Origin of the sequence: Streptomyces sp. AC602_WCS936, from assembly GCF_019049125.1 — a bacterium.
Classification (GTDB): domain Bacteria; phylum Actinomycetota; class Actinomycetes; order Streptomycetales; family Streptomycetaceae; genus Streptomyces.
This window is the reverse complement of sequence record NZ_JAGMUF010000121.1, coordinates 50833-64419: the sequence shown is the minus strand read 5'-3', so window position 1 is coordinate 64419 and position 13587 is coordinate 50833. Positions and strand designations below refer to the sequence as shown.

The following is a 13587-nucleotide window of genomic DNA, read 5'->3' as shown; positions in this document are numbered from 1 at the left end:
GTGGACCGCGTCGTGATGACCGGGACCGTGGCGGGGACCGTGGGTTCCGCCGCGACGACCGTGGCGGCGACCGCCCCTCCTTCCGCCGCGACGACCGCCCGTCGTTCCGTCGCGACGACCGCCGCGACGACCGCCCGTCGTTCCGTCGCGACGACCGCGGTGGTGACCGCCCGTCGTTCCGTCGCGACGACCGTGGCGGCGACCGCCCGTCGTTCCGTCGCGACGACCGTGGCGACCGAGGTGACCGTGGTGGCTTCCGCCGTGATGACAGCCGCGACCCCCGGGAGAACCGCGGCGACCGCGGTGACCGTGGCGGCTTCGGCCGGCGCGACGACAGCCGTGGTGGCGACCGTGGTGGGTTCCGCGGCCGGGAGGACCGTGGTGGGTTCCGTGGTCGCGACGACCGCGGGGGACGTGGTCCCCGGCGCGACGACCGAGGCGGGCGGCCTGGCGGGTTCCGTGGGCGGGACGACCGGCATGGCGGCGGTGGCCGCTTCCGTGAGGAGCGGGACCGTGACCGCGACCGCGAGCCGATCAAGCGCCTGCCGATCCCCGAAGAGGTCACGGGCGACGAGATCGACAAGGACGTACGGCAGGAGCTGCAGAGCCTGCCCAAGACGCTCGCGGAGGACGTCGCCAGGAACCTCGTGATGGTCGCCCGGCTCCTCGACGAGGACCCGGAGGCGGCGTACGGCTACTCCAGGGTGGCCCTGCGCCTGGCGTCCCGTGTCGCCGCCGTACGCGAGGCGGCCGGGTTCGCGGCGTACGCCAACCAGAAGTACAGCGAGGCCCTGGCGGAGTTCCGGGCCGCGCGGCGGATGACCGGGTCCGTGGAGCTGTGGCCGGTGATGGCGGACTGCGAGCGCGGGCTCGGCCGGCCGGAGAAGGCGCTGGACATGGCCGGTGCTCCCGAGGTGCACAAGCTCGACAAGGCCGGTCAGGTGGAGATGCGCCTCGTGGCGGCCGGCGCCCGGCGCGACATGGGCCAGCTGGACGCGGCCATCGTGACGCTGCAGAGCCCGGAGCTGGCCTCCAACTCCGTACAGCCCTGGACCGCGCGGCTGCGGTACGCCTACGCCGACGCGCTGCTGGCCGCGGGCCGGGAGCGGGAGGCACGGGAGTGGTTCGCGAAGGCCGTGGAGTCCGACCGGGACGGCAGCACGGACGCCTCCGACCGGCTGGCCGAGCTGGACGGAGTGGAGTTCATGGACGCCCTCGACGAGCGTGGCGACGAGGAGGGGCCGGCGAGCCCGGCCACAGAGGACGACGCCGGGGACGGCGCGAAGGACTGACGTCCGTGACGTGACGACGAAGGGGCGGGACCGGTACACGGTCCCGCCCCTTCGTCATGCCGGGCCGTGCCCTGTCACAGGTCCAGCGCGCGCAGCACCAGGCCCGAGGCCGGCTTGGGGCCGAAGGACGTCGACTTCCGGGGCATCGTGACGCCCTGCCGGGCCAGCTCGCGTACGACCTCCTCGCGGACGGGGTGCATCAGTACCGCCGTACCGCCGTCGCGTTCCGCCTTCTCCACGGTGGCCGCCGTGTCGTGGATGTAGGAGACGTGGGCCGCGGAGTCGTCCGGGATGCGCCAGACGTGGGCCAGGAGGGTGGCGTGCAGGACGGTGGCGTCCAGGGTGCGCCATGCCTGGGGGCGGTCGGTGGGGACCGTGCGGTCCAGCAGGGCGGGCTCCGGCCGGTCGACGAGGTGGAAGGAACCGTCACCGGCGAGGAGGAAGGCGTTGCCCGACTCGGCCGCCTTCGCCAGGTCCTCCATGGCCCGGGTCAGGGGGCCGTCGAGCCGGCGGACGCGGAAGTGGCCGTCCAGGGCGGCGACGGCGTCGTCCACCGGGAAGCCGTGCAGCAGGCGGTGGATGGCGCGGACCCGGAGCGGGTAGCGGGCCGTGTCGACCAGGAGGACGAGGCCGTGGTCCCAGGGGCTCGGGGAGGGGTGCTCCGCGCGCAGCGTGCGGTAGGTGGCCCAGCGGTGGTGGCCGTCAGCGATGAGGGCCTGGTGCCGCGCCAGCTCCGAGCGGACGCGGGCCAGGTCGTCGGGGTCGGTGAGCGACCACAGACGGTGGCAGTAGCCGTCCTCCGTGGTCGTCGACAGCAGCGGCGGCCGTTCGGCGGTGCGTTCCACGACGGTCGTCGTGGCCGCCGTGGTGCCGTCGCCGCGGTAGGTGAGGAGCAGGGGTTCGAGATTCGCCGAGGTGGCCCGCATGAGGGCCGCGCGGTCGGCGACGACGTGCGGCATGACGTCCTCGTGCGGCAGCACGACCTGCTCGGCGGGGTCCGACACGCGCAGGGCGCCGATGATGCCGCGTTGCAGCATGCCGTCGCCGTCGCGCTGTTCGTAGACGTACAGGCCGGGCTCGGGGTCGGCGGCCAGCACGCCCTCCGACCTCCAGCGCCGCAGGGTCTCGGCGGCCTGTTCGTTGCGGGCCTCGGGCGTGGCGGCCTGGGGAAGGATCAGGCGGACGATGTTGTGCGGGTCGGCGGACTCGAGGTGGAGCAGGCCGTCGGGACGGACCACGACGTCGTAGGGCGGGGACGTCACGGCGGCCAGGCTGCCGACCCGGTCGGGGTCGTAGCGGAGGCCTCGGAACGGGGTGAGTTCCAGGCCCCGGCGCGCCGTTGCTTCCGGGTGACCTGCTGTGTTCATCCCGGCATCGTACGTGTGTCAGTGGCATGGGGGATGATCGGGGGAAAGGCGTCGAACGAGGAGCGATGTGCAATGAGCCGGAGCGTCAGGACGAGGCCCGAGGGCAGTGGGCGGAGCCTGGGCGAGGCGTACGACACGGCGCTGCTCGACCTGGACGGGGTGGTGTACGCGGGGGGTGAGGCCATCGCCCACGCGGTCGAGTCGCTGTCCACGGCCCGCGCGGGCGGCATGCGCCTGGCGTACGTCACGAACAACGCGCTCCGTACGCCCGACGCGGTGGCGGCGCACCTGACCGAGCTGGGCATACCGACGGGCGCGGACGACGTCATCACGTCGGCGCAGGCGGTGGCCCGGCTGATCGCCGAGCAGGTGCCGTCGGGCTCGCGGGTGCTGGTGATCGGCGGTGTGGGGCTGCGGGTCGCCCTGCGGGAGCGAGGGCTGGAGCCGGTGGAGTCGGCGGAGGACGATCCGGCGGCCGTCGTCCAGGGCTTCGGCGGGCCTGAGCTGCCGTGGGGGCGGTTCGCGGAGGCCTGCTACGCGATCGCGCGCGGGGTGCCCTGGTACGCCTCCAACACGGACCTGACGATCCCGGGAGCCCGCGGCATCGCACCGGGCAACGGCGCGGCGGTGGAGGTCGTCCGGATCGCCACCGGCGCCGAGCCGCAGGTCGCCGGGAAGCCGCTGCCGCCCATGCACCGGGAGACGATCCTGCGCACCGGCGCGCAGCGGCCGTTGGTGGTGGGGGACCGGCTGGACACGGACATCGAGGGCGCGTTCAACGGCGAGGTCGACTCGCTGCTCGTCCTCACCGGGGTGACCGACGGGGCGCAGTTGCTGGCGGCGCCGCCGGAGCACCGGCCGACGTACGTCGACGCCGACCTGCGCGGGCTGCTCGGCGGACAGCCGGAGGTCACGGGGGACGGCAGCGAGGGCTTCCGGTGCGGTGGCTGGACGGCGACGGCCGGCGTCGAGCGGCTGGAGCTGGAGGGTGACGGCGCCGCCCTGGACGGGCTGCGCGCGCTGTGTGCGGCGGCCTGGACGGCGGGCGGGGAGGAGGGATGTGAGCTGGATTCCGGGAAGGCGCTGGCACGACTGGGGTTGTGAGCCGTCGTACGGGGCAGGAGACCGGCTGCGGCGAGTCCGATGAGCGGGGCCGTGAGGCGGGCCGGGCGTCCTCGGGATCGTGATCGAATGGCAGGGTAGGCTAACCTAACCGCGTGTTGGTCGACAGTCCCCCTGAACAGCGCGCGGAGACCGCCCCCGCGCCGCCCCCGAAGCGCCGTGTCGTACGTGCCGTCGGGCTGCCCGTCTCGGCAGCGGTCCTGGTGTTCATCGCGTTGGCGAGCCTCGCGGTCGGCGCGAAGGACCTGTCCCTGGCGCAGGTCTGGCACGGTCTCTTCCACGACTCGGGCACGTACAGCGATGTCGTGGTGGGCGAACGGCTGTCGCGGACCGTGCTAGGTCTGCTCGCGGGGGCCGCGCTCGGGCTCGCCGGAGCCGTCCTCCAGGCGCTCACCCGCAACCCGCTGGCCGACCCCGGCCTGCTCGGCATCAACGCGGGCGCCTCCGCGGCGGTCGTCACGGCCATCAGCTTCCTCGGTGTCACCTCACTGACCGGATACGTGTGGTTCGCGTTCGCCGGCGCGGCGGGCGTGGGCGCGCTGGTCTGGTTCCTGGGCGGCAGCAGGGGGGCCACGCCGGTGCGGCTCATCCTGGCCGGCACGGCGATCAGCGCCGCGCTCTTCGGCTACCTCCAAGCCGTGATGATCATGGACGACGCGGCACTGGGCCGGATGCGTTTCTGGACGGTCGGGTCGCTGTCGTCGGCGACCGACGACACCATCATGGAAGTGCTGCCGTTCTTCGTGGTGGGCACGATCCTCGCCCTCGCCCTCTCCCGGCCCCTCAACGCCATGGAGATGGGCGACGACACCGCCAAGGCGCTCGGCGCCAACCTCAACCGCACCCGGGCGCTGTCCATGCTGGCCGCGACCGTGCTGTGCGGGGCGGCGACCGCCGCCTGCGGGCCGATCGTGTTCGTCGGGCTGATGGTCCCGCACATCGTCCGCTCCTTCACCGGACCCGACATGCGCTGGATCCTGCCGTACGCCGCGATCCTGTCGCCGGTGCTGCTGCTGGGCGCCGACGTCCTCGGCCGGATCGTCGCCCGGCCCTCCGAGCTCCAGGTCGGCATCGTCACCGCCGTCCTGGGCGGCCCGGTCTTCATCTATCTCGTACGACGGCGGAGGACGGCCCAGCTGTGACCACGAAAGCCGTGAGGAAGAACCGTGCCGTGCGGAGCCCGGGCGGGCTGTCCTTCCGCCTGGACGTGCGGGCCACCGTCGTCGTCGTCCTCCTGCTGCTCCTCGCGCTGGCAGCGAGCGTCCTGCTGATCGGCACCGGCGACTTCGAGATACCGGCCGCCGACGTGCTCAGGACCCTGGCCGGCGGCGGCAACGCGAGCCAGGAGTTCATCGTCAACGAACTGCGGCTGCCGCGGGTCCTGGTGGGGCTGCTGGTCGGCGCCGCGCTGGGGATGGGTGGCGCGCTGTTCCAGGCCATCTCCCGCAACCCGCTCGGCAGCCCGGACGTGCTCGGCCTCGGGCAGGGCGCGACGGCCGGCGCCCTCACCATGATCGTGCTGTTCTCCGGGACCTCCGCGCAGGTCACTGCCGGCGCGCTCGTCGGCGGCCTGGTGACCGGCGTCGCCATCTATCTGCTCGCCTGGAAGCGGGGCGTGCACGGCTACCGGCTGGTCCTGGTCGGTATCGGCGTCTCCGCGATCGTCACGGCCGTCAACGGCTATCTGCTCACCCGCGCCGACATCGTCGACGCCTCCCGCGCGGTCGTCTGGATGACCGGCTCCCTCAACGGCCGCGACTGGGACCAGGTCTGGCCCCTGCTCGCCCTGTGTGCCGTGCTCGTCCCGCTGATCCTCACCAACGGGCGCGCGCTGCGGATGATGGAGATGGGCGACGACGTCTCGTACGCCCTCGGAGTGCGCGTCGAGCGCGTGCGGGCCCTGCTGATGGTGGCCGCCGTACTGCTCACCGCCGCCGCCACCGCCGCCGCGGGACCGGTCGCCTTCGTCGCGCTCACCGCGCCGCAGCTCGCCCGGCGCCTGACCCGCTCGCCCGGCCCCAACCTGCTGCCGTCCATGTGCATGGGCGCCGCCCTGCTGGTCTCGGCCGACTTCGTCTCGCAGCGGGCCTTCGGCGCCGACCAGCTGCCCGTGGGCGTCGTCACCGGCGTGCTCGGCGGCGTCTACCTGCTGTGGCTGCTGGTCACCGAGCGCAAGGCGGGCCGGATATGAGCGCCGGCACCGGCAACCGCAGCGGGCTGAACAACCAAAGGAGCAACGTGAACCGCCTGACCGCCGAGAACGTCACCCTCGCCTACGACCAGCGGGTCATCGCGGAGGAGCTGTCGGTGGAGATACCCGACAACTCCTTCACGGTGATCGTCGGCCCGAACGCCTGCGGCAAGTCCACCCTGCTGCGCGCCCTGTCGCGGATGCTGAAGCCCACCCAGGGCCGGGTGCTGCTCGACGGTTCGGTCATCCAGTCGATGCCCGCCAAGCAGGTCGCCCGCACCCTCGGCCTGCTGCCCCAGTCGTCCATCGCCCCCGACGGCATCACCGTCGGCGACCTCGTCGGCCGCGGCCGCTACCCGCACCAGGGCATCCTGCGCCAGTGGTCGACCGAGGACGAGCGCGTCGTCCAGGAGTCGATGGCCCAGACCGGCATCTCGGAGCTCGCCGACCGCTACGTCGACGAACTCTCCGGCGGACAGCGCCAGCGCGTGTGGATCGCCATGGCCCTCGCCCAGCAGACCCCGCTGCTGCTGCTCGACGAGCCGACGACGTACCTCGACATCCAGCACCAGATCGACGTCCTCGACCTGTGCGCGGAGCTCCACGAGGAGCAGGGCCGCACGCTCGTCGCCGTCCTGCACGACCTCAACCACGCCGCCCGGTACGCCACCCACCTCATCGCCCTGCGCGGCGGGGAGATCATCGCCGAGGGCGCGCCGAAGGACATCGTCACCGCCGACCTGGTGGAGCGGGTCTTCGGGCTGCGCTGCCAGGTCATCGACGACCCCGAGACGGGTACGCCGCTGGTGGTGCCCGCCGCGCGCAAGGCACGGAGCGGCAGCGGCGTCGAGCGCGAGAAGGTGGCGGCTGCGGAAGCTCCCTGAGGCGGCGCTACAGAAGCTTCCTGAGGCGGAACAGATCGCGCAGGCCCGCCTCCAGCTTCACCCGCCCCGAACCCCAGGCCTTGGCGAAGTTCAGCTCGCCGGCGACCAGGGCCACCAGGTCGTCGCCGGTCATCGCCAGCCTGATCTCGGCCTTCTCGCGCGGCGGGCCCTCCAGGGTCTCGCGCACGTCGATCCGGCCGTCCGCCATGCGTCCCGCGAAGGTGACGTCCAGGTCGGTGATGTGGCAGCTCACCGAGCGGTCCAGCTCGGCGGCGGACCGCACGTCCCCTTCGGCGTTCCCCATGTTGTCCGAGAGCTTCTCGAGTGCGGCGCGGCACTCCTCAGTCGTCGCCATCGGGACCGACCGTACCCCAGCGGTACGCGGTAGCGTCGGGGCATGAGCGACGCAGTACCGGAGCCGGAGGCACAGGAAACCGGCGGGGAGGCGGCCGAGGCGCACGCGCCGGAGCACGACCCCGCCGCCCCCGCCCCCCTGGACGTCCCGCGCACCCCCACCGGGAACGCCGAGGTGGACGCCCGGCTGTCCCGGCTGGCCGACGCCGACCACCTGACCACGGACGGACATGTCGAGGTGTACGAGGATGTACACCGGGGGCTGCGCGACGCGCTGACCGCGCTCGACGCCCGCCCGGGGCCTCCGGTCCCGCCATCGCCGTACGAAAACAGGAGCTGAACCGAACGTGGCAGGAGTCGCACGCCGCCGTCTCGACGCGGAGCTGGTCCGCCGCAAGCTGGCGCGCTCGCGCGAGCACGCGAGCCAGCTGATCGCCGCCGGGCGGGTCTCCGTCGGCAAGACCGTCGCGACCAAGCCGGCCACGCAGGTGGAGACCGCCGCCGCGATCGTGGTGACCGCCGACGACAGCGACCCCGACTACGTCTCGCGCGGCGGCCACAAGCTGGCCGGCGCCCTCGCGGCCTTCGTGCCGCGGGGGCTCGTCGTCGAGGGCCGGCGGGCACTGGACGCCGGCGCGTCCACCGGCGGCTTCACCGACGTACTGCTGCGCGCGGGCGCCGCGCACGTCGTCGCCGTCGACGTCGGCTACGGTCAGCTCGCCTGGTCCCTCCAGCAAGATGAACGCGTCACCGTCAAGGACCGTACGAACGTACGCGAGTTGACGCCGGAAGCGATCGATGGGGAGCCCGTGGACCTTGTCGTGGGGGATCTGTCCTTCATCCCGCTCGGACTGGTACTGCCCGCCCTGGTGCGGTGCACCCGGCCGGACGCCGACCTGGTGATGATGGTGAAGCCGCAGTTCGAGGTGGGCAAGGAGCGGCTGGGCAGCGGGGGAGTGGTACGCAGTGCGCAGCTGCGCGCAGAGGCCGTGACGGGGGTCGCCCGCAGGGCCTGGGAACTGGGGCTCGGTGTGAAGGGGGTCACCGCCAGTCCGCTGCCCGGTCCCTCCGGGAACGTCGAGTACTTTCTGTGGCTGCGGGCCGGGGCCGGTGAACTGGACCCGGCCGACGTTGACCGTGCAGTGGCGGAGGGGCCGCGTTGACACAGAACCGAGCTCGTACTGTTTTCCTGCTCGCCCACACCGGGCGTCCCGCGGCCATTCGCAGCGCCGAGCTCGTGGTCAAGGGGCTGCTGAACGCCGGGCTCGGGGTGCGGGTGCTGGAGGCGGAGGCGTGCGACCTGCCGCTGCCGGACGAGGTGGACCTGGTCGGGGAGGCCACCCCGCAGTGCCTCGACGGGTGCGAGCTGCTGATCGTGCTCGGCGGTGACGGGACGCTGCTGCGCGGCGCCGAGTTCGCCCGCGCGTCCGGGGTGCCGATGCTCGGCGTCAACCTGGGCCGGGTCGGGTTCCTCGCGGAGGCCGAGCGGGACGACCTCGACAAGGTCGTCGACCGGGTGGTGAACCGGGCGTACGAGGTCGAGGAGCGGATGACGGTCGACGTCGTCGTGCACCGCAACGGCGACATCGTGCACACCGACTGGGCGCTGAACGAGGCGGCGGTGCAGAAGGCCGGCGCCGAGAAGCTGCTCGAGGTCGTGCTGGAGATCGACGGGCGGCCGGTGACCGGCTTCGGCTGCGACGGCATCGTGCTGTCGACGCCGACCGGGTCGACGGCGTACGCCTTCTCGGCGGGTGGGCCGGTGGTGTGGCCCGAGGTGGAGGCGCTGCTGATGGTGCCGATCAGCGCGCACGCGCTGTTCGCGAAGCCGTTGGTGACGTCGCCGGATTCCGTGCTGGCGGTGGAGGTGCTGCCTCATATCCCGCCGGGCGTTCTGTGGTGTGACGGGCGGCGGACGGTTGAGTTGCCGCCGGGGGCGCGGGTGGAGGTTCGGCGGGGGGCGGTGCCGGTGCGGTTGGCTCGGTTGCACCACGCGTCCTTTACCGACCGGCTGGTGGCGAAGTTCGCGTTGCCGGTTTCCGGGTGGCGGGGGGCGCCGCATTAGCGGACTCGATGGGGTGGTTCGGTGCGTTGCGGGCCGCGGGTGCGTCGTGGCTGGTCGCGCAGTTCCCCGCGCCCCTCGGCGGCATGCACTCCCCGGGGTGACATGAGTGGCCTGTGTGCGCTCGCCCGCCCGGACCTCGTATGGTCGTGTCCGTGCTTGAGGAGATGCGGATACGGTCGCTGGGAGTCATCGACGACGCCGTGGTCGAGCTGTCGCCCGGGTTCACCGCTGTCACCGGTGAGACGGGTGCGGGCAAGACCATGGTGGTCACCAGCCTCGGGCTGCTCCTGGGCGGACGCGCGGACGCGGCGCTGGTGCGGATCGGGGCCAAGAACGCGGTCGTCGAGGGGCGCATCGCCGTGCCCGACGACGCGGCGGCCGCCGTGCGGGCCGAGGAGGCCGGGGCCGAGCTGGACGACGGGGCGCTGCTGATCAGCCGTACCGTTTCCGCCGAGGGGCGCTCGCGGGCGCACCTGGGCGGGCGGTCGGTGCCGGTAGGGATGCTCGCCGAGCTGGCCGACGAACTGGTGGCCGTGCACGGACAGACCGACCAGCAGGGGCTGCTCAAGCTGACCCGGCAGCGGCAGGCGCTGGACCGGTACGCGGGTGACGCGGTCGCCGGGCCGCTGGCCAAGTACGCCGAGGCCTACCGGCGGCTGCGGGCCGTCGCCCGTGAGCTGGAGGACATCACCACGCGTGCGCGTGAGCGCGCCCAGGAGGCCGATCTCCTGCGCTACGGCCTCGACGAGGTCGCGGCGGTCGAGCCGCGCGCCGGCGAGGACGTGGAACTGGCGGAGGAGGCGGAGCGGCTGGGGCACGCCGAGGCGCTCGCGTCGGCGGCCACCGTCGCGCACGCCGCGCTGGCCGGCAACCCGGAGGATCCCGAGGGCGTCGACGCCTCCACGCTGGTCGCGGGCGCGCAGCGGGCCCTGGACGCCGTACGGGCGCACGATCCGGCGCTGGCCGCGCTCGCCGAGCGGATCGGCGAGGTCGGCATCCTGCTGCGGGACGTGGCCGGGGAGCTCGCCGGGTACGCCGACGACCTGGACGCCGACCCGCTGCGGCTGGCGGCGGTCGAGGAGCGGCGGGCCGCGCTCACCGCGCTGACCCGGAAGTACGGCGAGGACGTGGCCGCCGTGCTGACCTGGGCCGAGCAGGGCGCCGCGCGGCTGACGGAGCTGGACGGCGACGACGAGCGGATCGGCGAGCTGACCGCCGAACGGGACGCGCTCAGGGCGGAGCTGGGCGGGCTGGCGCAGGCGCTGACGGACGCGCGGACGGAGGCCGCCGAACGGTTCGCCGCCGCGGTCACCGCCGAGCTGGCCTCGCTCGCCATGCCCCACGCGCGCGTGTCGTTCGCGATCCGGCAGACGGAGGACCCGGAGGGCGTCGAGGTGGGCGGGCGCACGGTCGCCTACGGGCCGTCGGGCGCCGACGAGGTCGAGCTGCTGCTCGCCCCGCACCCGGGCGCGCCGCCCCGGCCGATCGCCAAGGGGGCGTCCGGGGGTGAGCTGTCGCGCGTGATGCTGGCGGTGGAGGTCGTGTTCGCGGGCACGGACCCGGTGCCGACCTACCTCTTCGACGAGGTCGACGCCGGTGTCGGCGGCAAGGCGGCGGTCGAGATCGGGCGGCGCCTGGCGCGGCTCGCGAAGAACGCGCAGGTCGTGGTCGTCACGCACCTGCCGCAGGTGGCCGCGTTCGCCGACCGGCAGCTGCTGGTGGAGAAGACGAACGACGGGTCGGTGACCCGCTCCGGCGTGAAGGTCCTGGAGGGCGAGGAGCGGATCCGCGAGCTGTCCCGGATGCTGGCGGGGCAGGAGGACTCGGAGACGGCCCGCGCGCACGCGGAGGAGCTGCTGGAGACGGCGCGGTCGGACGCGTAGGCGGTCTGGGGGCGGGCTTGCGGGTCGCGGTCGTGGCAGTGAGGGCCCGACAGACCGTCGGTCACCGGGTAGGCGCCCGGAGCGCAGCGTCCGACGCCGGGACGCATGCCCCGGCTGGGCTTGGCGGCATGTCCGCACGGCGCGGCCGGACGCACAGGTGGTCCGGGCGGGCTTCCGTGGCGTAGGCCTCTGGTCTTCGGCTACGCGGGCGGGGCGCTGCGTCTGACGTCTGGATGCGTGTCCCGGCGGGCTCGGCGGCACCTCTGCTGTCGCGGACCGGGCGGGCGTCCGGCGGAAGGGCGGAGGGCGGGTCCCGTAGGGTGGCCCGATGATCGACCGTGTCCGTCGGAACGGCTCCTCCTTCGTCCTCGCCGCCGCCCTCGCGCGGACCGGCCTGACCGCGCTGCGTGCCGTGGCGCCGGGCGGCCGGGAGCGGTGGGAGCGGAAGAACCACGCCGGGCGGACCGTGGACCTGTACGCCGGGCCCGCGTCCGCCGTGGCGGCCGCCGCGGGAACGGCGCGGGTGCGGTCCGCCGTCGGCCTCGCGGTGCTCGCCGCGGGGGCCTGCGGGGCCTACGACGATGTGGCGGGCGCCGGTGACCCCCGGCGGGGCTTCCGGGCGCATCTGGCGGCGCTCAGGGACGGTGAGGTCACCAGCGGGGCGGTGAAGCTGTTCGGGATCTCCGCGGCCGGGCTCGCCGCCGGCGCCGTGCTGAAGGAACGGCCGCTGGACAAGGTGCTCGCGGGCGTCGTCGTCGCCGGGGCCGCGCACTTCGTCAACCTCGTGGACGTACGCCCGGGACGGGCTGCGGCGGCGGTGCTCGCGCTCGGGGCGCCGGGGCTGCTGCGGGAGGGCCCCGGGGCGGAGACGGCCGCCGTCGCCATGGGTGCCGCCGCGGCCGTGCTGCCCGACGATCTCGCTGAGCGCACCATGCTCGGTGACACGGGCGCACACGCGCTGGGCGCGGCCCTGGGCGCCGCGGTGGTGGCCGGGAACGGCCGGGCGGGGCTGGCCGCGCACGCCGTCGCCCTCGTGGCCGCGGCCGCGTGCGGGGAGCGGGTGAGCGAGGCGGCACGTTCACTCGGGTGAGTGAACCGGTCCCGTCCCGTTGCCCGGACGGTCGCCCACGCGCGGCGGCCGTCGTTCCCGGAACACCCGTACGGCCTGGCATCCTTGACAGAGTGACGCCCGGGCAAGCACGCGGCGCACCCTCTCCGACCCATCGTTCTGTACGTTCTTCGTGACCGTCCCCGCCGAACCAGGAGCCCCGGCCAGGTGACCCCCGTGAGCAGCCCCGTACCGCACGGCCAGTCGCAGTTGCGCACCGTGCAGGTGCTGGGCGGCGGCAACGCCGGCAGCAGCGCGCACGTGCGCTCCCTGGCCGCGGGGCTCGTCGCACGGGGCGTGAACGTGACGGTGTGCGCCCCCGACGATGCGGAACGCACCTACGACTTCACCGGCACCGGAGCCGACCACGTGCACGTACCGCGCAGCAGCGATCCGGTCTCCGTGGCCGCGCTGCGGGCGGTGTGCGCGGACGCCGACCTGGTGCACGCGCACGGGTTGCACGCCTCCTTCCGCGCCGCGCTCGCCCTCGGCGGGCGGCGGGTGCGCACACCGTTCGTCGTGACCTGGCACGACCGCGTCCATGCCGAAGGAGCCCGCGCCCACCTGCTGCGCGTGCTGGAACGGCGGGTGATGAAGTCCGCCACCGTGGTGCTCGGCGCCACCTCGGAACTGGTCGACGGCGCCCGCCGGACGGGCGCGCGGGACGCCCGGCTCGGCCCCGTCGCCTTCCCCGCCCGGCCCTGCCGGCCGGGCGAGTCCGACGACCCGGACGGGAAGCGTCCGAAGATCCGCGCCGAACTCGGCGCCGTCGACCGCCCGTTGCTCATCGCCGTCGGCTCCCTGGAGACGCACCGGGGCTACGACGTCCTGCTCGACGCCGCGCGCGCGTGGCGCGGCCTCGACCCGGTCCCGCTGGTCGTCGTCGCCGGAGAGGGACCGCTGCGCGCCGAGCTGCAGCGCAGGATCGAGGACGAGAGGCTGCCGGTGGTGCTCATCGGCAGCCGCGACGACGTCACCGACCTGCTGGCCGCGGCCGACCTCGCGCTGCTGCCGAGCCGCCGCGAGGCACGCTCCGTCCTCGCCCAGGAAGCCCTGCACGCGCGCGTGCCGCTCGTCGCCGGCGCCGTGGGCGGCGTGCCCGAACTCGTCGGCGAGGCCGCCGAACTCGTCCCGGACGGGGACGCGGAGGCACTCGCCGAAGCCGTCGTGCGCCTGCTCGGCGATCCCGGGCGGTGCGAGGAACTGCGCGACGAGGGCGTACGGCAGGCGGCCACCTGGCCGACGGAGGACGAGACCGTCGCCCAGGTGCTCAGCGTCTACGACGAGTTGACCCGGCCCACGCCGCTGCTGTGAGGGGGAC

Annotated in this window: 13 protein-coding genes and 1 pseudogene; 11 read left to right on the top strand and 3 right to left on the bottom strand. The window is 74.1% G+C overall.

What is annotated here, in order from left to right:
• Positions 1–776 (bottom strand): annotated as a pseudogene (locus tag KUM03_RS39380) (hypothetical protein); the annotation flags it as partial.
• On the opposite strand from KUM03_RS39380, the gene KUM03_RS33520 reads away from it, so the two are divergent.
• Positions 705–1292, top strand: a complete 588-nt coding sequence (locus KUM03_RS33520; protein WP_374225413.1) for a hypothetical protein — start codon at positions 705–707, stop codon at positions 1290–1292. The pseudogene KUM03_RS39380 and the gene KUM03_RS33520 overlap by 72 nt on opposite strands.
• A gap of 74 nt (positions 1293–1366) precedes the next feature.
• Here the strand turns inward: KUM03_RS33520 and KUM03_RS33515 are convergent, their stop codons facing one another.
• Positions 1367–2659, bottom strand: coding sequence for a DUF1015 domain-containing protein (locus tag KUM03_RS33515; protein WP_217254341.1), 1293 nt, complete (start codon positions 2657–2659; stop codon positions 1367–1369).
• A 72-nt stretch (positions 2660–2731) separates the two neighbouring features.
• Here KUM03_RS33515 and KUM03_RS33510 point away from each other — a divergent pair, with 72 nt between their 5' ends.
• From KUM03_RS33510 to KUM03_RS33495, 4 genes are all read left to right on the top strand, one after another.
• On the top strand, positions 2732–3763 hold the full coding sequence (locus KUM03_RS33510; RefSeq protein WP_217254340.1) for an HAD hydrolase-like protein: 1032 nt from the start codon (positions 2732–2734) through the stop codon (positions 3761–3763).
• Positions 3764–3876: 113 nt separating this feature from the next.
• Entirely contained in the window at positions 3877–4923 is a 1047-nt protein-coding gene (locus KUM03_RS33505; RefSeq protein WP_217254339.1) for an iron ABC transporter permease, read from the top strand.
• 11 nt (positions 4924–4934) lie between these two features.
• Positions 4935–5972 carry an iron chelate uptake ABC transporter family permease subunit gene (locus tag KUM03_RS33500; protein WP_217254338.1) on the top strand — a complete coding sequence of 346 codons (1038 nt, stop codon included), beginning with the start codon at positions 4935–4937 and terminating at the stop codon, positions 5970–5972.
• Positions 5969–6856: an ABC transporter ATP-binding protein gene (locus KUM03_RS33495; RefSeq protein WP_217254337.1), complete on the top strand. Its 888-nt coding sequence runs from the start codon at positions 5969–5971 to the stop codon at positions 6854–6856. Before KUM03_RS33500 ends, KUM03_RS33495 begins: the two co-directional genes overlap by 4 nt.
• A 7-nt stretch (positions 6857–6863) precedes the next feature.
• Here KUM03_RS33495 and KUM03_RS33490 read toward each other — a convergent pair whose 3' ends face one another.
• Positions 6864–7211, bottom strand: a complete 348-nt coding sequence (locus KUM03_RS33490; protein ID WP_217254336.1) for an SCP2 sterol-binding domain-containing protein — start codon at positions 7209–7211, stop codon at positions 6864–6866.
• Positions 7212–7253: 42 nt separating this feature from the next.
• Here KUM03_RS33490 and KUM03_RS33485 point away from each other — a divergent pair, with 42 nt between their 5' ends.
• The 6 genes from KUM03_RS33485 to KUM03_RS33460 all read left to right on the top strand — a co-directional run bounded on the left by KUM03_RS33485 (position 7254) and on the right by KUM03_RS33460 (position 13580).
• Entirely contained in the window at positions 7254–7550 is a 297-nt protein-coding gene (locus KUM03_RS33485) for a hypothetical protein (RefSeq protein ID WP_217254335.1), read from the top strand.
• 7 nt (positions 7551–7557) lie between these two features.
• Positions 7558–8373, top strand: coding sequence for a hemolysin (locus tag KUM03_RS33480; protein ID WP_217254334.1), 816 nt, complete (start codon positions 7558–7560; stop codon positions 8371–8373).
• Entirely contained in the window at positions 8370–9275 is a 906-nt protein-coding gene (locus KUM03_RS33475; protein WP_217254333.1) for an NAD kinase, read from the top strand. The genes KUM03_RS33480 and KUM03_RS33475 overlap by 4 nt, the downstream gene beginning before the upstream one ends.
• A 140-nt stretch (positions 9276–9415) precedes the next feature.
• Complete coding sequence (recN, locus tag KUM03_RS33470) at positions 9416–11158, top strand: DNA repair protein RecN (protein ID WP_217254332.1); 1743 nt, start codon at positions 9416–9418, stop codon at positions 11156–11158.
• A gap of 328 nt (positions 11159–11486) precedes the next feature.
• Positions 11487–12248 (top strand): hypothetical protein, encoded by a 762-nt coding sequence (locus tag KUM03_RS33465; RefSeq protein ID WP_217254331.1) that lies wholly within the window; start codon positions 11487–11489, stop codon positions 12246–12248.
• 186 nt (positions 12249–12434) lie between these two features.
• Positions 12435–13580 (top strand): glycosyltransferase family 4 protein, encoded by a 1146-nt coding sequence (locus KUM03_RS33460; protein ID WP_217254330.1) that lies wholly within the window; start codon positions 12435–12437, stop codon positions 13578–13580.
• Positions 13581–13587: the final 7 nt, after the last annotated feature.

Excerpts from the sequence above, each read along its gene's own strand:
- KUM03_RS33515 (WP_217254341.1), bottom strand. The coding sequence starts at position 2,659 with ATGAACACAGCAGGTCACCCGGAAGCAACGGCGCGCCGGGGCCTGGAA.
- KUM03_RS33510 (WP_217254340.1), top strand. The coding sequence starts at position 2,732 with ATGAGCCGGAGCGTCAGGACGAGGCCCGAGGGCAGTGGGCGGAGCCTG.
- KUM03_RS33495 (WP_217254337.1), top strand. The coding sequence starts at position 5,969 with ATGAGCGCCGGCACCGGCAACCGCAGCGGGCTGAACAACCAAAGGAGC.
- KUM03_RS33490 (WP_217254336.1), bottom strand. The coding sequence starts at position 7,211 with ATGGCGACGACTGAGGAGTGCCGCGCCGCACTCGAGAAGCTCTCGGAC.
- KUM03_RS33485 (WP_217254335.1), top strand. The coding sequence starts at position 7,254 with ATGAGCGACGCAGTACCGGAGCCGGAGGCACAGGAAACCGGCGGGGAG.
- recN (WP_217254332.1), top strand. The coding sequence starts at position 9,416 with ATGGTCGTGTCCGTGCTTGAGGAGATGCGGATACGGTCGCTGGGAGTC.
- KUM03_RS33465 (WP_217254331.1), top strand. The coding sequence starts at position 11,487 with ATGATCGACCGTGTCCGTCGGAACGGCTCCTCCTTCGTCCTCGCCGCC.